The organism is Mycobacterium genavense ATCC 51234 (assembly GCF_000526915.1).
In the GTDB taxonomy this organism is placed as follows: Bacteria; Actinomycetota; Actinomycetes; order Mycobacteriales; family Mycobacteriaceae; genus Mycobacterium; species Mycobacterium genavense.
Genome location: NZ_JAGZ01000010.1, coordinates 87,687 through 104,386 on the forward strand (window position 1 = coordinate 87,687; position 16,700 = coordinate 104,386).

Annotated in this window: 17 protein-coding genes and 2 pseudogenes; 8 read left to right on the forward strand and 11 right to left on the reverse strand. The window is 67.9% G+C overall.

The window, feature by feature from the left end; all coding sequences use genetic code 11:
• Positions 1–7 precede the first annotated feature (7 nt).
• From T428_RS0119550 to T428_RS0119575, 6 genes are all read right to left on the reverse strand, one after another.
• On the reverse strand, positions 8–1,174 hold the full coding sequence (locus tag T428_RS0119550) for a glutathionylspermidine synthase family protein (protein ID WP_025737815.1): 1,167 nt from the start codon (positions 1,172–1,174) through the stop codon (positions 8–10).
• A complete protein-coding gene (locus T428_RS29590) occupies positions 1,171–1,830 on the reverse strand; it encodes a hypothetical protein (protein WP_025737816.1) in 660 nt (219 codons plus the stop codon). Before T428_RS29590 ends, T428_RS0119550 begins: the two co-directional genes overlap by 4 nt.
• Positions 1,831–1,963: 133 nt before the next feature.
• Positions 1,964–2,791, reverse strand: a complete 828-nt coding sequence (locus T428_RS0119560; RefSeq protein ID WP_025737817.1) for a Cof-type HAD-IIB family hydrolase — start codon at positions 2,789–2,791, stop codon at positions 1,964–1,966.
• 45 nt (positions 2,792–2,836) lie between these two features.
• Positions 2,837–3,622: a lysophospholipid acyltransferase family protein gene (locus tag T428_RS0119565; RefSeq protein WP_025737818.1), complete on the reverse strand. Its 786-nt coding sequence runs from the start codon at positions 3,620–3,622 to the stop codon at positions 2,837–2,839.
• A gap of 21 nt (positions 3,623–3,643) precedes the next feature.
• A complete protein-coding gene (locus T428_RS0119570; protein ID WP_025737820.1) occupies positions 3,644–4,393 on the reverse strand; it encodes a lysophospholipid acyltransferase family protein in 750 nt (249 codons plus the stop codon).
• Positions 4,394–4,399: 6 nt separating this feature from the next.
• Positions 4,400–5,167, reverse strand: coding sequence for a lysophospholipid acyltransferase family protein (locus T428_RS0119575; RefSeq protein ID WP_025737821.1), 768 nt, complete (start codon positions 5,165–5,167; stop codon positions 4,400–4,402).
• Positions 5,168–5,226: 59 nt separating this feature from the next.
• Here T428_RS0119575 and T428_RS29595 point away from each other — a divergent pair, with 59 nt between their 5' ends.
• The 3 genes from T428_RS29595 to T428_RS0119590 are packed head-to-tail and all read left to right on the forward strand — an operon-like array spanning position 5,227 to position 7,881.
• The gene (locus T428_RS29595) at positions 5,227–5,970 is read left to right on the forward strand and encodes an aminoglycoside phosphotransferase APH(3') (RefSeq protein ID WP_036468517.1); all 744 of its coding nucleotides are present in this window, start codon (positions 5,227–5,229) and stop codon (positions 5,968–5,970) included.
• Positions 5,971–6,007: 37 nt separating this feature from the next.
• Positions 6,008–7,558 (forward strand): MBL fold metallo-hydrolase, encoded by a 1,551-nt coding sequence (locus T428_RS0119585; RefSeq protein WP_025737822.1) that lies wholly within the window; start codon positions 6,008–6,010, stop codon positions 7,556–7,558.
• Complete coding sequence (locus tag T428_RS0119590; RefSeq protein WP_025737823.1) at positions 7,555–7,881, forward strand: hypothetical protein; 327 nt, start codon at positions 7,555–7,557, stop codon at positions 7,879–7,881. Before T428_RS0119585 ends, T428_RS0119590 begins: the two co-directional genes overlap by 4 nt.
• Here T428_RS0119590 and T428_RS29600 read toward each other — a convergent pair.
• Both T428_RS29600 and T428_RS0119600 read right to left on the reverse strand, forming a co-directional pair.
• Positions 7,878–9,434: pseudogene (locus T428_RS29600) on the reverse strand (phytoene desaturase family protein). The gene T428_RS0119590 and the pseudogene T428_RS29600 overlap by 4 nt on opposite strands.
• A 45-nt stretch (positions 9,435–9,479) precedes the next feature.
• Entirely contained in the window at positions 9,480–10,127 is a 648-nt protein-coding gene (locus T428_RS0119600) for a TetR/AcrR family transcriptional regulator (RefSeq protein ID WP_025737824.1), read from the reverse strand.
• A 69-nt stretch (positions 10,128–10,196) separates the two neighbouring features.
• Here T428_RS0119600 and T428_RS0119605 point away from each other — a divergent pair, with 69 nt between their 5' ends.
• A complete protein-coding gene (locus T428_RS0119605) occupies positions 10,197–10,676 on the forward strand; it encodes a DUF2834 domain-containing protein (RefSeq protein ID WP_025737825.1) in 480 nt (159 codons plus the stop codon).
• Here T428_RS0119605 and serS read toward each other — a convergent pair.
• Positions 10,673–11,926 carry a serine--tRNA ligase gene (gene serS / locus T428_RS0119610; RefSeq protein ID WP_025737826.1) on the reverse strand — a complete coding sequence of 418 codons (1,254 nt, stop codon included), beginning with the start codon at positions 11,924–11,926 and terminating at the stop codon, positions 10,673–10,675. The genes T428_RS0119605 and serS overlap by 4 nt on opposite strands.
• 111 nt (positions 11,927–12,037) lie before the next feature.
• On the opposite strand from serS, the gene T428_RS0119615 reads away from it, so the two are divergent.
• From T428_RS0119615 to T428_RS0119625, 3 genes and pseudogenes are all read left to right on the forward strand, one after another.
• On the forward strand, positions 12,038–13,414 hold the full coding sequence (locus tag T428_RS0119615; RefSeq protein ID WP_036468483.1) for a septum formation family protein: 1,377 nt from the start codon (positions 12,038–12,040) through the stop codon (positions 13,412–13,414).
• A 5-nt stretch (positions 13,415–13,419) separates the two neighbouring features.
• Positions 13,420–13,837, forward strand: a pseudogene (locus T428_RS0119620) (metallopeptidase family protein).
• Positions 13,834–14,025: a hypothetical protein gene (locus tag T428_RS0119625; RefSeq protein WP_025737829.1), complete on the forward strand. Its 192-nt coding sequence runs from the start codon at positions 13,834–13,836 to the stop codon at positions 14,023–14,025. The pseudogene T428_RS0119620 and the gene T428_RS0119625 overlap by 4 nt, the downstream one beginning before the upstream one ends.
• Here the strand turns inward: T428_RS0119625 and T428_RS0119630 are convergent, their stop codons facing one another.
• Both T428_RS0119630 and pheA read right to left on the reverse strand, forming a co-directional pair.
• Positions 14,026–14,712 carry a histidine phosphatase family protein gene (locus tag T428_RS0119630; protein ID WP_025737830.1) on the reverse strand — a complete coding sequence of 229 codons (687 nt, stop codon included), beginning with the start codon at positions 14,710–14,712 and terminating at the stop codon, positions 14,026–14,028. It abuts the gene before it with no gap.
• A 3-nt stretch (positions 14,713–14,715) separates the two neighbouring features.
• Complete coding sequence (pheA, locus tag T428_RS0119635; protein WP_025737831.1) at positions 14,716–15,681, reverse strand: prephenate dehydratase; 966 nt, start codon at positions 15,679–15,681, stop codon at positions 14,716–14,718.
• Between the two features lie 92 nt (positions 15,682–15,773).
• Between pheA and T428_RS0119640 the strand changes: the two genes are divergently transcribed.
• Positions 15,774–16,562, forward strand: a complete 789-nt coding sequence (locus T428_RS0119640; protein WP_025737832.1) for a DUF2470 domain-containing protein — start codon at positions 15,774–15,776, stop codon at positions 16,560–16,562.
• Positions 16,563–16,700 lie beyond the last annotated feature (138 nt).

Below are 16,700 nucleotides of genomic sequence, written 5' to 3' on the forward strand. Positions count from 1 at the left end.
CGGCGGCTCACTTCTGGGGGATCCGGTGTGGGACAAAGGCCGCGCCGTCGTCGGTGATCAGTCCCGCCGTCTCGCGGATGCCGAGACCGGCCGCGGTGTCGCCGACGATCCACGCGCCCAGGGCCGGCCGCATGTCGTCGAATTCCGGCAGCGGATCCACCAGCTGATAGACGTATCCCTCTTCGCCGTAGACGCCGCCGGTGGCGGTCTGGACGCCGGCGCCGACGACACTGATGTTCGCGCCTTCCCGTCCCAGCTTGGGTTTACGGACGTATTCGGTCAGCTCGTGTGGATCGTCGATGTAGGCCGGCAACAGGTTCGGGTGGCCCGGGTACATCTCCCACAAGATGCCGAGAATCGCCTTGTTGGACAACAACGTCTTCCACAACGGTTCGATCCACGCCGTCTGCGGCAGGCTGGACACCACATGCTTGCCGAACTCGTCGTCGAGCACCCATTCCCACGGGTAGAGCTTGAACACCGCGTGGATCGGCGACTCTTCCAGATCGACGAAACGCTCCAGCGCGGAATCCCAGCCGATGTCCTCGATCGTCAGCCCGACGGTGTGAAAGCCGGCCTCCGCGGCCGTTTCCTGCATATAGGTGGTCGTAATCTGGTCCTCGCCAGTGGCTTCCATGCCTGACCAACTCAGGTGCAGCTCGTCGTTGGGCAGCAGATCGCGCAGCTGCTTCCAGCGGTCGACCAGCTGTTCATGCAACGAGTTCCACTGGTCGTCGTCGGGATAACAATCCTTGAGCCAATACCATTGCAGAATCGCGGCTTCCAGCAGCGTCGTCGGGGTATCGGCGTTGTACTCAAGCAGCACCGCGGGTCGTCGTCCGTCGTAGCGTAAATCGAAGCGGCCGTAGACGTGTGGGTCGGCGCGCCGCCATGATTCGGCGATTGGCTGCCAACTCCATTCCGGGAGACCGAATTCCGCGTAGCGCTCCATCAGGACGACCTGCTCGACGGCGTTCAGGCACATCGAGTGCAGCAGTTCGACGTCGGCCTCCAACGCCAGGATCTCGTCCATCTCGAACTCGTAGTGCACCGACTCGTCCCAATACGGCCGACTACGGCCACTGGCATCACGCGCGGGCGTCCCGTACACCAGACCCTGCGATTCCACGATCGTCTGCCAGTTCGGCCGCGGCCGCCGCCTGGCGCGCTTCACGAGCCGCTGCTCTTCCCGGGCGACGAGCCACCCAGGCCGCCGCGCGAAATGCTGGTCCCCGACTTGGTGGTGATGTTGGCGCCCTTGGGAGCGACGGTCGTTCCGCCGCTCGGCCGCGAACCCACCGAGCCCGAACTGCCGTAGTAGTAACGGTACTGGTGGCCGCCGTAGAAGAAGAAGCCGTTGAGCCCCGCGGTATGACCCGTGCAGTAACTGTCCGGCACGATCACCGGCTGACCACTCGGATCGTCCTGGACGCACTGGGCCGTGACGTTCGGCTCCGACAGCGCCCAATACCCCAGGCCGGCCACCAGGCCCACCACGCCGACGGCGGCCGCGGCACCCATCAACACCCGGCGCTGATGGCGCCGCTTCTCCTCGGCCGCCTGCCGCGCCTCTTCGAGCTCCCGCTGCTTCTTCTCGTACTTGGCCCGGGCCCGCTGTTCGGCCGGTGTGGGCGGACGCGGCTTGGTCGTCGCCGCATCCTGAAACTCCACGCTGCCGCCGGACGGCAGCCGCGACTCGTCCTCGTCCGCGGGTTGCCCGGCGTCACCGCCGCCGGTGAGCTGCTCCGGCTCCGACTCCTCGTCCGGCCTGTCATCCGCCTTGTCGTTTAGCGGCTCGCCGCCCTTCGGCGGCTCTTCATCCGCCGCCACTACCGCTCCTTCGACCCGGACCGATCGGCGCCGGCAAACACCTGAGGAGCGGCAAGGGGCCAGAACGCGGGCACGCGGGCAGTCTGCCACATTTGCTACAGGTTCGGCAGAGGTCAGCACCGGCGCGCGGCGGCTAGCCCCACCACCGTTCCAGCACACGTCCCACCCCGTCGTCGCTGTTGCGGGCGGTGACCTCGTCGGCGGCCGCGAGCACCTCGGGATGCGCGTTGCCCATCGCCACGCCGTGACCGGCCCACCGCAGCATCGGCAGGTCGTTGGGCATGTCCCCGAACGCCACCACTTCGCCGCTGACGATCTCCAGCGGGTAGACGATCTCCTCGATGCCGGTGGCCTTGCTGATGCCCAGCGGCACGATCTCCACCAGGCCGTTGTTGGTGGAGTAGGTGATGTCGCCCTCGACGCCGACGTGCTTGACGAGCTCGGCGGCCATGTCCGCGCTGCGGGCACCGGTCTTGCGGATCAACAGTTTGATCGCCGGCGCGCTGAGCAGGTCTTCGATCGACACCTCGGTGTTGTCCGGGTTCAGCCAGGCGTGCTCGTAGCCCGGCGAGCTGACGAACTGCGGCGTCGCCGTGTCGTGGGCGCTGCGCCCGATCCGCTCCACCGCCAGGCCGGCGCCCGGGATGACGCGGGCCGCCAGCTCGGCCAGCTCGGCCAGCGTGTCGACGGGCAGGGTGCGGGCCGACACCACCCGGTCGGTTGCGGGGTCGTAGATGACGGCGCCGTTGGCGCACACGGCCATCGGCGCGAACCCCAGCTCTTCCACGATCGGCCGTATCCATCGCGGCGGACGGCCGGTTGCCACAACGAATTCGGCGCCCGCCTCGACGGCGGCGCGCACCGCGGCACGCGTGCGCGGGGTGATGGTTTCGTCGTCGTCGAACAGGGTGCCGTCGACGTCGCACGCGATGAGCGCCGGCCGCGAAGTCGGCGCCGTCATTGAGCCGTCACGCAGGCGTTCCGCCCGCCCGGCCGGTCGCGCTCGTCAATGCCGCCCGCTTTGTTTCTCGCCCGGCCGGGTCACTCCGTCGGTCCCGTATTTCTGGGCCCGCTGCTGCAGCTCGACCAGTCGGATCGCCTGCGAGTCATCGCGGTTCGGCGCACCACCGCCGAGGCGCTGCGGCACCCAGAACTCCCCCGGCGGATGCGGATACTCCTCCTGCACCCGGTAGAGCAGCGTGTTCATCGACTCGCGCAGTGTCGCGTTGAGTTGCTCGACGGAACCACGGGGCGGAATCGGCGCACCCGCCGACACCGTGATGGGAATCTTGTTGCGGAACAACTTCTTTGGATGATCCTTGGGCCAAATCCGGTGCGCCCCCCAGACAATCAGCGGGACAATCGGCACCTGCGCCTCCAACGCCATCCGCGCCGCCCCGGACTTGAAGTCCCTGAGCTCGAAACTGCGGCTGATGGTGGCCTCGGGGTGCATCCCGATCAGTTCACCGGCCCGCAGACGCTGCACCGCCGCCGCGAAGGCGTCGTGCCCATTGCGCCGGTCCACCGGAATGAGCCGGGCGTGCTTGATCACGTAGTCGACGGCCTTCACGTCGGCCATCTCGGCCTTGATCATGAAGTACATCCGCCGGCCGCGTTCCCGCGCGGCGAACAAGGACGGCAGCCAGTCCAGGTAGCTGGTGTGGTTCTGCGCGATCAGCGCCGGGCCGCGTTGCGGAATGTTCTGTAGCCCGTGGAACGTGAACTTGGTCCCGTTCATCGCCACCAGCGGGGGAACGATCAATTCCCCGAACCGGTAGAACCCCTCTGCCATGTCTTCTCCTTCGCCCTAAGGCTACTGGCGCGGGATGCGATTGGCCGCCCGCGCCGCGGCCTCGTCGGCCTCGATCCGAGCCGCCTCGGCCATCGTCGGCGCCCCTCCGCCGAGCCGGTTCGGTACCCAGTACTCCCCGGCCGGCTGCGGATACTGCTGCTGCGCTTCGTAGAGCAGCTTGGTCATCGCCTCGCGCAGCGCGTCGTCGGTCCGCGCGATGTCGTCGCCGGCCTGCAACGGCGGGCCAACCCGCACGGTGATCGGCACGTTGTGGCGGCCGATCTTTCGGGGATGATCCTTGGTCCAGATCCGCTGGGCACCCCACACGATGACGGGCACGATCGGGACGCCGGCTTCCCGGGCCATCCGCGCAGCACCGGTCTTGAACTCCTTGAGCTCGAAGCTGCGGCTGATGGTGGCCTCCGGATAGACGCCGACCAGCTCCCCCTCGCGAAGCCGCTGCACCGCCACCGCGTAGGCAGCCGCCCCGGCATTGCGGTCCACCGGAATGGTTCCGGTGTGCTTGATCAAGAAGTTGACCAGTTTCACCTGCTGCATCTCGGCCTTGATCATGAACCGCAGCCGCCTGCCGCGGCGGTGCATCGCCAGCCCGGCCGGCAGCCAGTCGACGTAGCTGGTGTGGTTGATGGCGACCACCGCACCCCCACGCCGCGGGATGTTCTCGACCCCGCCGTAGCTGATCCTGGTACCCGAGACGAACACTCCCAACTGGGACAAGATCTCCAACGTGCGATAGATCGGCTCCACCATCGACGGCTACTCCGGCGCCCCCGCGGCTTGAGCACGCCGTGCCGCCCGCGCGGCCGCCTCCTCGGCATCCAGGCGCGCGGCCTCGGCCAGGGACGGGGCGCCGCCGCCCAGCCGGTGCGGCACCCAGAACTCACCGGCCGGGTGCGGTCCGTACTGTTCCTGCGCGCGTTCCAGCAGATGCTGCATCCGCGAGTGCAGCAGCCCCCGCAACTCCGGTACGCCCAGGGTCGGTTCGATCGGCTCGCCGACCAGCACCGTGATCGGCACCTTCGGGCGACGCAGATTTTTGGGATGATCCTTGGTCCAGATCCGCTGCGCACCCCAGATGATGTGCGGAATGATCGGCACTCCGGCTTCCACGGCCATGCGCGCGGCACCGCTCTTGCATTCCTTGATCTCGAAACTGCGGCTGATCGTCGCTTCGGGGTAGACGCCGACCAGCTCGCCGTCCTTGAGGTTGCGGACGGCTGCCTCGTAGGACGCCGCTCCGTCCTGCCGGTCCACCGGGATGTGCCGCAGGCTGCGCATGATCGGGCCGGTGATCTTGCCGTCGAACACCTCTTGCTTGGCCATGAAGCGCACTTTGCGGCCGAGGCCCTGCTGATACGCCGGCAACCCGGCGAACGTGAAGTCGAGGTAACCGGTGTGATTGATCGCGATCACCGCGCCGCCGGTGGCCGGTAGATGCTCGACCCCGGAGACGGTGATCTTCAGGCCCTGGAGACGCCAGACCAAGCGAGCAAGCTGGATGACAGTCCCGTATACCGGTTCCACAGCTTCTCAGCCTAGTGCCACCGGTATCCAGCCGTCTGAAGTGGTGAAAAGAGGTGCCCGTGACCTTTCCGCCCTCCCCGCCGCCGGCGATCGTCGCGCGGTTAGCTGCCGGCCGGCCGGTGCGCGCGGTCTGGGTCAACGAGGAAGGCGGGACGACCTTCCGGCTGGGCTCGCGCGCCTCGGCCCCGGATTTCGTCAAGGTGGCCCCCGGCGCCGACTTCACCGCCGAGGCGCGACGGCTGCGCTGGGCCGTTCGCCACGTGACGGTGCCGCGGGTGCTCGGATTCGGGGTCGACGCGGGCGTTGCCTGGCTGCATACCCGCGGGCTGGCCGGCCTGTCCGCGGTGCATCCGCGCCGGCGGGCGGTCCCGCGGGTGGCGGTCCGCGCGATCGGTGCCGGACTACGCGCACTACACGACGGATTGCCGACGCGCACATGCCCTTTCGAATGGTCGGCGGCCGACCGGCTGGCCGCGCTGGCACCGGCCGCCCGGCTACGCGTCGGCGCTCCGCCACCGATCGACCGGCTGGTGGTCTGCCACGGCGACGCGTGCGCCCCCAACACCTTGATCGACGACGACGGTCGCTGTTGCGGGCACGTCGACCTGGGCGAACTCGGGCTGGCCGACCGGTGGGCCGACCTCGCGGTCGCGACGCTGTCGTTGGGCTGGAACTATCGCGGCCGCGATTGGGAGCCCGAGTTCTTCGACGCCTACGGCGTCGAACCGGACCCGGCACGCATCGACTACTACCGGCGGCTGTGGCAGGCGTCGGATCCCACCGCCGAGGGCGGCTCACGCTAAGCTCGAACCGATCCCTAAAACCATTCGAAAGGCATTTGTGCAGGTCACGAGCGTCGGCCACGCCGGATTTCTGATCCAAACCCGGGCGGGCAGCATTCTGTGCGACCCCTGGGTGAATCCGGCCTACTTCGCGTCGTGGTTCCCGTTCCCGGATAACACCGCACTGGATTGGGATGCCCTCGGCGATTGCGACTACCTGTATGTCTCACACCTGCACAAGGATCATTTCGACGCAAAGCTGCTGCGCGACCACGTCAACAAGGATGCGGTGGTGCTGCTGCCCGACTTCCCGGTACCCGATCTTCGAAACGCTCTGCAGGAGTTAGGTTTTCATCGCTTCTTCGAGACCAGCAACTCGGTCAAGCATCAGGTCGGCGGACCCAAGGGTGACCTCGACGTCATGATCGTCGCGCTGCGAGCACCCGCGGACGGTCCGATCGGCGACTCGGCCCTGGTCGTATCCGACGGTACGACAACGATTTTCAACATGAACGACGCCCGGCCGGTCGATTTGGACATGCTCGCAACCGAGTTCGGGCATATCGACGTCCATCTGCTGCAGTACTCCGGAGCGATCTGGTACCCGATGGTCTACGACATGCCGGCCCGGGCCAAGGAGTCGTTCGGCACCCAGAAGCGGCAGCGCCAGATGGATCGCGCGCGCCAGTACATCGCCCAGGTGGACGCGACCTGGGTGGTGCCGTCCGCGGGCCCGCCGTGCTTTCTGGACCCCGAGTTGCGTCACCTCAACGACGATCGCGGGGACCCGACCAACATCTTCCCCGACCAGATGGTGTTCCTGGATCAGATGCGCCGGCACGGCCATGACCGCGGTTTGCTGATGATTCCCGGGTCGGTCGCCGATTTCACCGGCAAATCCCTGACTTCGCTACGGCATCCGCTGCCCGACGAACAGGTGGAGGCCATCTTCACCACCGGCAAGGCGGACTACATCGCCGACTACGCCGAGCGGATGGCTCCGGTCTTGACCGCCGAGCGGGCGAGCTGGGCGCCCGCGGCCGGTGAGCCACTGCTGGAACCACTGCGCGCCCTGTTCGAGCCGATCATGCTGCAAAGCAACGAGATCTGCGATGGCATCGGCTATCCCGTCGAGCTGGTGATCGGCCCGGAGACCGTGGTGCTGGACTTCCCGAAACGAACCGTGCGCGACCGCATTCCCCACAAGAAGGTTCGCTACGGCTTCGCGATCGCACCGGAGCTGGTGCGCACCGTGCTGCGCGATCACGAACCGGACTGGGTCAACACCATCTTCTTGTCCACGCGCTTTACCGCGTGGCGGGTCGGCGGCTACAACGAATACCTGTACACGTTCTTCAAGTGCCTGACCGACGAACGCATCGCCTACGCCGACGGATGGTTCGCCGAAACCCACGACGACTCCGCGTCGATCACGATGGACGGCTGGGAGATTCAGCGCCGCTGCCCTCACCTGAAGGCCGATCTGTCGAAATTCGGTGTGGTCGAAGGGGATACGCTCACCTGCAATCTGCACGGCTGGCAGTGGCGGCTGGACAACGGTCGCTGCCTGACCACCCGCGGTCACGAGCTGCGAAGCCGCCGGACATGAACGACACCTACGATGACGGTCTGGTGCAGCTGGACCGGGCGGCGATCACGTTGCGGCGGTATCACTTTCCCGACGGCACGTCGAAGGTCATCGCGCTGGACACCATTCGCGGCTACAAGGCGCAGTCGTTGGGCTGGCTGATGGCCCGGTTCACCTTCTGGGGCGGACCGGACCCGCGCCACTGGCTGCCGCTGGACATCCGCCGGCCACTGAAGTCGACGTTGATCACCCTGGACGTTCCCGGCACCCGGCCGAACCCGGCGTTCACTCCGGCGCGCCCGCAGGAGTTCATCGCGCTGCTCGACGCGCTGTTGAACCGCTAGCGGTCGTCCAGCGCCGCCCGAGCGGCGTTGTAGCCCGGGGTGAACGTGATCCCGGGCCCGCCATGGCAGCCCGCACTGCCCAGGTACAGCCCCTTGATCGGGATCGGTTGACCGAGAAAGCCTTTCGGCCCGGGCCGGTTAGGGCCGATCTGGTTGGCGTTCAACAGGCCATGGCAGTAGTCGCCGCCGGGCGCGCCGAACATCACCCCCATGTGCCGCGGGGTGAAGGTGGTGTGGCGGATGATGCTGCGTTCGAAGTTCGGTGCGAGCCGGGTGATCTTGTCGATCACCCGCTGACCCATTTCGATTTTCGCCTGCCCGTAGTCCACGTTGCCCTCGATCGGGAAGAACAGCGCGAAGGCCGACGTGGCGTGCTTGCCGTCGGGAGCCAGGGCCGGGTCGTTCTGCGACGGGATCTGCAGCACCACCGTCGGGTCGGCCGGAACGATGCCGCGCCGAGCGTCCTCCCACTGCTGCTGGACTTCCTCCGGCGTACAAAACAGACCGATCGAGGCCTGCATGGCCGGGTCGTTGAGAACCTGATACGGCGGGGCGAATTCGGGAGCCTCGTCCAGCGCGAAGTGCATCTGCAGATAGCTGCCGCGGTGGTCGATGCGCGCATACCGTTCCCGGATATCGGCGGGCAGCGCGGCCGGATCGATCATCTTGTTGACGGTGACGTCCGGCGCGATGCCCAAAACGACGATCGGGGCGTCGAACGTCTCGCCCGACTCGGTGCGCACCCCGGTCACCCGACCGTCGGCGACCAGGATGTCGGTCACCGTGGTACGCAACCGGACTTCGCCGCCGTGGCTTTCGAACACCCGGCGCAGATGCTCGGTGAGCGCGCCGATGCCACCGCGCAGCTTTTTCATCTGTATGCTGTCGCCCTCCGGGACGCCGAGCCCGAAGGCCAGCTCCGCCGCACTGCCGGGCGTGGACGGACCGCGGTAGAGGGTGTTGACGGCCAGCACGGTCATCGAGCCGCGGATCGCGCCGAACTTCTCGCGGTCGGGCAGGTAGCGGTCCAACACTTCGGTGACCGAGCCGAACAGCATGTCGTCGATGGCCGAACGCTCGAATTCGTTTGTGGCGCAGGCATACATCTCGTCGATGCTCTTGGGTGGCACACCGGCCTCGAACCGGCCCAACGCGCGGCAGGGCGCCTGCGCCCAGCCCATCAGCCCGGCCATGCCGTTGACGGCCTCGGCCCCGTGCACCTCGTTGAGGTGGGTGAACAGCTTGATCGGGTCGCTGTACTGGATCAGCGGATCGTCGCCCACCCCGCGCACCGCCACCGACATGACGTCCAGGTCGATCGTCGGCATGGTGTCCAGCCCAGCTCCTTGACCACCTCCGACGAGGTCGGGAACAGCACCGAGCCGGCGATCTCGAACTGATACCCGTCGAACAACTCGACGGTGGAGGCCATGCCCCCCGCGTAGAGAGCTTGAGATCCAGGCACAGCGTGCGCAGCCTGGCTTTTGCAGCAGCACCGCTGCCGTCAGGCCGTTATGCCCTGCACCAATAACGATCGCGTCATAACCAGTCATGTGCCCTCCGGAAAGGAGGCTCGCACGCAGACAAAGTTTTGTCAATTATGACGAAACTTGGGGGGTGGCCGCCGTGTTCCAGCAGTCGGTGATGCCGGCCCGGAGCGACTCCAGCGCCGCGTAGCACACCCGCGCGAGCTCACCCAGCGACCGGTCGTCGCTTTCCATCCAGACCTCCATCGCGCCGAACACCGCGGCGGCGATGCAGCGGGCGGTCACCGCGGTGTGCACCAGTTGGTCGACGCCGGGTTCCGCAGTTCCGTCGACCCCGCAGCGACGCCGTTGCAGTTGCGCCCCAATGGCATCCGCGAAGTCGGCCTGAACCTCCCGGATGTGGCGGACGATGCGCCCGGGGTCGAGCTCGTCGTGGCGCAGCGCGGCGATTTTGGTCACCGCGTCGACGTCATACGGGAACGAGAAGATGGCCGACTGCACCGAATCGATGATCGGTTCGTCGGCCGGCCGGGCATCCAGGGCCGCGCGAAACCAGTGCAGCCCGGTGTAATCGGCGAACAGCAGGTCGTGCTTGGAGGTGAAGTGGCGATAGAACGTGCGCAGCGACACCCCGGCATCGGCGGCAATCTGCTCGGCCGACGTGTCTTCCACGCCCTGGGCCAGGAATCGCACCACCGCAGCCTGGCGCAACGCCTCACGAGTGCGCTCGCTGCGTGCCGTCTGGGCGGGCCTGACCATTGCAGTAAGGTACCAAGAATTCTTTTGACAATATTGACAACACTTCGCGGCGGGGGCGAGATTGCGCGGATGGTCTCGCTCATCACGCACGCGGTACTCGGACTGGCCGTCATCATCTGGATCGTCAGGTCCAACTCGAACGTCTTCGCTCGCCCCGCCGGCGGCCCCTTCTTCTCGACGATGGAGATCGTCTACTACGTCGTCGGGATCGCCTCGGTCGCACTCGGCTGGTACTTCAACATCACCTACGTAGCGGAGTACTCGCACGGATCCACCAACCCGCTGTGGGGCGAGCACGGGAGCTGGGCCGAATACATCAAGCTGATGTTCACTACCCCCGCGGCCAGCTCGGCCAGCCAGGACTACACGATCGCGAATGTTGTTCTGCTGCCGATCTTTACCATCGTCGACGGGTACCGCCGCGGATATCGGCGGCCCTGGCTGCACTTCGTGTCCAGCCTGTTCACCAGCTTCGCGTTCGCGTTCTACTTCGCGACGATGGAACGGCAGCGCCGCCACGAACAAGAGCGCGCCACGGTCGACGCCTAGGGTTCCAGCACTTCGCTGCCGACGAACGTCACCAGCGCGGCGGGCACCCGCACGCTGCCGTCGGGCTGCTGGTGGTTCTCCAGGATCGCGACGAGCCAGCGGGTGGTGCCCAGCGTGCCGTTGAGCGTGGCCGCGATCTGCGGCTTGCCATTGTCGTCGCGGTAGCGGGTGGCCAGCCGGCGCGCCTGGAACGTGGTGCAGTTCGACGTCGACGTCAGCTCACGGTAGGTCTGCTGGGTGGGAACCCATGCCTCGCAGTCGAATTTGCGGGCGGCTGACGAGCCGAGGTCGCCCGCGGCGACGTCGATCACCCGGTACGGCACCTCGATACGCGCCAGCATCTCGCGTTGCCAGCCCAGCAGTCGCTGATGTTCGGCCTCGGCCTCGGCGGGCGTGCAGTATACGAAGCCTTCGACCTTGTCGAACTGATGCACCCGGATGATGCCGCGGGTGTCCTTGCCGTAGCTGCCGGCCTCCCGGCGAAAACACGACGACCAGCCCGCGTAGCGCAACGGGCCGCCGGACAGGTCCAGGATCTCGTCGGAGTGGTAGCCGGCCAGCGGCACCTCCGAGGTGCCGACCAGGTACAGGTCGTCGGCCTCGACCCGGTAGATCTCCTCGGCGTGAGCGCCCAGGAACCCGGTGCCGGCCATCACCTCGGGGCGTACCAGCACCGGCGGGATCATCGGGATGAAGCCATTCTCGACGGCCAGCCGCAGCGCCAGCTGCAGCAGACCCAACTGCAACAGCGCGCCCTTGCCGGTCAGGAAGTAGAACCGCGATCCGGACACCTTGGCGCCGCGCTGCATGTCGATGAGGCCCAGCGACTCGCCCAGTTCCAGGTGATCCTTCGGGTTGGCAATCGCCGTCGGCTCACCGACGATGTCCAGGACGGCGAAGTCGGCCTCGCCGCCGGCCGGAACCCCCTCGATGACCACGTTGGAGATCGCCATGTGCGCCGCGGTGAACGCCGTCTCCGCATCAACTTGGGCGGTTTCGGCTTCCTTCACCTGATCGGCGAGCTCCTTCGCGCGCGCCAACAACGCCGGGCGCTCCTCGGGCGACGCCTTGCCGACGCTCTTGCTGGCCGACTTCTGTTCGGCGCGCAAAGTGTCGGCGGTCGAGATCGCGGCCCGGCGGGCGGCGTCGGCCGCCAGCAGCGCGTCGACCAGCGCCGGGTCCTCGCCGCGGCTGAGTTGGGAGCGGCGAACGGCGTCGGGGTCTTCGCGGAGCAGCTTGAGGTCGATCACGGCGGCAAGACTACTTTCGGCTCGGCACCCCGCGCGCGCAGCGTCCGCCCGAGCTAGCCCCAGGACTCACATCTGTAACGTTTGTCACGTTCGCCCGGGTGCTTTGTCAGAATGGACTCGATGTCGGACACGCTCGAGACGGAAGTCGCCGCACCCAGCTCGCCCGCCGCCGAGGCGGAGCAGCCGGCGGCCGGCTCCGGATTACCGCGCAGCTTGCAGGCGACCGCGACCCGGCGGGCGTTGCTGCTCTTCGCGCTCGGCGGGTTGCTGATCGCCGGACTGGTGACCGCCCTGCCGGTCGGCGGGCCGGGGCAGGGCCGGCTTGCCGGTTACCTGGACGGCAACCCGGTGCCCAGCACCGGGGCGAAGACCGACGCGGCGTTCAACCACGCCAAAAGCGGCGATTGCCTGATGTGGCCGGACGTCACGCCGGAGTCCGCGAGCATCGTCAAGTGCGCCGACGACCACAAGTTCGAGGTCGCCGAGTCCATCGACATGCGGACCTTCCCCGGCTCCGAGTACGGTCCCACCGCCGCGCCGCCGTCGCCGGCTCGCATCCAGCAGATCAGCCAGGAGCAATGCGAGGCCGCGGTGCGCCGCTACCTCGGACCCAAGTACGACCCCAACAGCAAATTCAGCGTCAGCCTGCTGTGGGCGGGGGACCGGGCCTGGCGTCAGTCCGGTGAGCGCCGGATGTTGTGCGGGCTGCAGATGCCCGGCGCGAACAACGAGCAGGCCGCCTTCAAGGGCAAGGTCGCCGACGTCGACCAGTCCAAGGTGTGGCCCGCCGGCACCTGCCTGGGCATCGACACCACGGCCAACCAGCCCGTCGATGCCCCGGTCGACTGCAAGGCCCCGCACGCCATGGAGGTCACCGGCACGGTCAACCTGGCCGAGAAATTCCCGGGCGCGCTGCCGGCCGAACCCGACCAGGACGGCTACATCAAGGACGCCTGCACCAAGATGACCGACGCCTACCTCGCGCCGATCAAATTGCGCACCACCACGCTGACGCTGATCTATCCGACGGTGTCGCTGCCGAGCTGGTCGGCGGGTAGCCGCGAGGTCGCCTGCAGCATCGGCGCCACGCTGGGCAACGGGGGCTGGGCCACCCTGGTCAACAGTGCCAAGGGTCAGCTGCTGATCAACGGCCAGGCACCGGTGCCCCCACCCGACATCCCCGAAGAGCGGCTGACGATGCCGCAGCTGCCGCAGCTTCCGGCGCAGGTACCGGCCAGCCCGCCGCAGCAGTCCAACACGCCGCCCGAGATGCCGCCGGGCAATCAGCACCTGCCCCAGCAGCCGGTAGTGACGCCGCCGCGGGCCACCACCACGCAAGCCCCGGCCAGCCAAGCGCCGCAAGACGTTCCGGCACCGCCGGCCGACGCCGGCGCACCCCCGGCGGGTAACCAGGCGCCGCCGCCGGCGCCGGACGCACCCCCACCGGGCGCCCCACCCCCGCCAGCCGAGCCGGCGCCGGCAGGTTAACCGCGGTGGCCGTGCGGATGGATCCGCAGCGGTTCGACGAACTGGTCTCCGACGCCCTCGACCTGATCCCCGAGCAGTTGGCGGCCGCGATGGACAACGTCGTCATACTCGTCGAAGACCGCAATCCCGAGGAGCCCGACCTGTTGGGCCTCTACGAAGGGGTGGCGTTGACCGAACGCGACTCCGACTACGGCGGATCCCTGCCGGACGCGATCACGATCTACCGTGAGGCGCTGCTGGATATCTGCGACTCCGACGACGACGTCGTCGAGGAGGTGGCGATCACCGTGATCCACGAAATCGCCCACCATTTCGGCATCGACGACGCGCGGCTCGAGGAACTCGGTTGGGGTTAGAAATCCGCCGCTGGCCGGGCGCGGCGTCGCCGATTTGTCGGCCCCGGGTGCTAGGAACGGGCTATGAGCGCAGAATGCCGCGACTGCCGGGCAGGCCTAGAACACTGCCACGGCACCATCATTCGCCACGCGTTGCGCCGTTCGGAGTGCACCGAGCCGGACTGCGTCAGCCCCGAGCTGCTGGCGCACACGTTCGTCATCGATTGCGACGCCGTCGGCTGCACCTGCGCGGAATTGATCGCGCTGGCGGTCTGATCAGCCCATCGGATCGGTGCCCGAGCGCAGCGCGTCTGCGACGGGTGTCGCCTCGGGTTCGGAGTAGAACGGCGGCGTCAGCGTGCCCCACCGCAGGCAGCTCCACCGCCCGTCGGTGATCGGGGCCAACACCACCGATTCGGCGTTGCCGAGGTGGTTGTCCAGGGCGAAGTTCGCGTCCACCCCGGCCAGCACCGCGGACACCAGCCGGATCGCCGCGCCGTGGCTGACGACGACGATGTCGCTGGTCCAGTCGTGGTTGTCGAGGTAGCGTATCCGCAAGTCGGTGAGCACCGGCACGTAGCGATCCAGCACCTCGTTGGCGGTTTCCCCGCCGGGCAACGGCACGTCGAGCTCGCCGTGCTGCCACCGTTCGTAGATGGCGTTGAACTCCGCGACCGCCTCGTCGTCGTTGCGGTTCTCCAGGACGCCGACCTGAACTTCGTGTATCCCCGCGACTTCCCGCGGAGCAACGTCGAGCTGTGCGCCGATCACCTCGGCCGTCTGCGACGCCCGGTTGGCCACCGAGTGGGCGAGCAGCCCCGGCCGTCCGGCGTCGAGGGCGAACGCCCGGGCCTGGTCGCGGCCCGTCGGCGTCAGATCCGTACCGGGGGGCCGGGTGTCCAGCCGCCGCTCGACATTGCCGAAGGACTGGCCGTGCCGAACCAGCACCAACCGACCGCTCATCGTCTAAATCCCCCCGCCGGACGCATCGGTCTGCTCGGGTTTACCCTCCCGCAGCCGCGCGAGCCAACGCGACGCCTCGTCTGGTGGTGGTGGCCCGATGCCCGTGGCCGAACCCGTGGGCCAGGAACCCAGATACCGCACATCCACACAACGTCGGTGCAGCGCCTTGAGTGCCTCGGCGACGGCATCGTCGTCGATGTGGCCGGCGCAGTCGGCGAAGAACTGATAGGTGCCGAGTTCGGTTCGGGTCGGCCGGGATTCGATGCGGGTCAGGTCGATATCGCGGATGGCGAACTCACCCAGCGCGGCGAGCAGCGCGCCCGGGGCATTCTCGATCCGCAGCACCACCGAAGTGCGATCGGCTCCGGTGCGCACCGGCGGCGGTCCCGGCAGGCCCACCAAGACGAACCGCGTCCGGGCGTTGGCTTCGTCGACAACGCCCTCGGCCAGGGCCTCGAGCTTCCAGTGCGTGGCGGCCAGCGGCGAGGTCACCGCGCCGTCGGCCCCGCCCTTGGCCACCTGCCGCGCGGCGTCGGCGTTGGAGTAGGCCGGCCACAGCTCGGCGCCGGGCAGGTTGGCGGCCAACCAGCGGCGCACCTGGGCCGCGGCCACGGGAAAGGCGGCCAGCGTCTTGATATCCGCGGCGCTGAGTGTTTTCCCGAGGCCGGGTTTGACGACGATGCTGAACGCCACATCCAGCGTCGTCTCGGCGAAAATCTGCATCGGCGAGCCGTTCGCCAGACTGTCCAAGGTCGGCACCACCGTGCCGTCGATCGAGTTCTCGATCGGCACGCACGCGTAGTCGCTTTCGCGGTTGCGGACGGCCTCGAGCGCCGCGGGCGTGCTGTCGATCGGTGTCCGCTGGACCGGGCCCAGCTGCTGGTCGGGGATCAAGCCGGCGGCCAGCATCTGCAACAGGGCCGCCTCGGTGAAAGTCCCTTCGGGACCGAGGTAAGTGATGCCAACCACGAGGACAACCCTAGTGGCCACAACCGAAAAGGGGCCTTGCTTCGACCTACGATCTAAGTTAATGTAGGCTTACCTAAGCGACGAGGAGAACGATGTTACCGCTGACCAGCGCCGCGCCGACGACTGCCGAACGTATCCGCAGCGCCTGCGCCCGGGCCGGCGGTGCGTTGCTCGCGGTCGAGCGCGAGGACCCGGTGCCCACGCCGGTGCACCACCTGCTGCAGGACGGATCCTTCGCCGTCGCCCTGCCCAGCGACAGTGCGACCGGCGGCCGGGTCTGCGGATCCCCGGCACTGCTCGAGCTCACCGATTACGCGCCGCTGCCGCTGCGGGAGCCGGTCCGCTCGCTGGTGTGGGTCCGCGGCGACCTGCGCCAGGTCCCGCCGTCCGACGTCAACGCCACCCTCGACGTGATCGCCAGCGAATGCCCGCATCCGGCACTGCTGCAGGTCGAAACCCCGAAATGCATGCCGGCCACCCCGGGCGACAACCGTTACACGCTGTTCCGGCTGGAGATCGCCTCCGTCGTGGTCACCGACGCCACCGGCGCCGAGCCTTTCAGTATCCACGACCTGCTGGCGGCCCGGCCCGACCCGTTCTGCGCGATCGAGTCGAGCCTGCTGTGGCACCTCGACAACGCCCACGGCGACGTGGTCGCCCGCTTGGTGTCCCGGTTGCCGGCGCCGATGCGGCGCGGAAATGTCCGCCCGCTCGGGCTGGACCGCTACGGCGTGCGGTTCCGCGTCGAGGGCAGCGACGGCGACGACCACGACATCCGGCTGCCGTTCCACAAACCGGTCGACGACATGACCGGGTTGAGCCAGGCCATTCGCGTGCTGATGGGTTGCCCCTTCATCAACGGCCTGCGCGCCCGCCCGTAGCCTGGCGCGCCGTACGGTTGCCGCGACGAGCCGGCCGCGTAAGTTAGCCGAGTGAACGGCGACCGATCCCCGCTTCGTCCGCCGGCCTCCGCGGCCGGTTTCGCCGCGGGATCCGCGCCCTGAGCCGCCGCCGGTGCT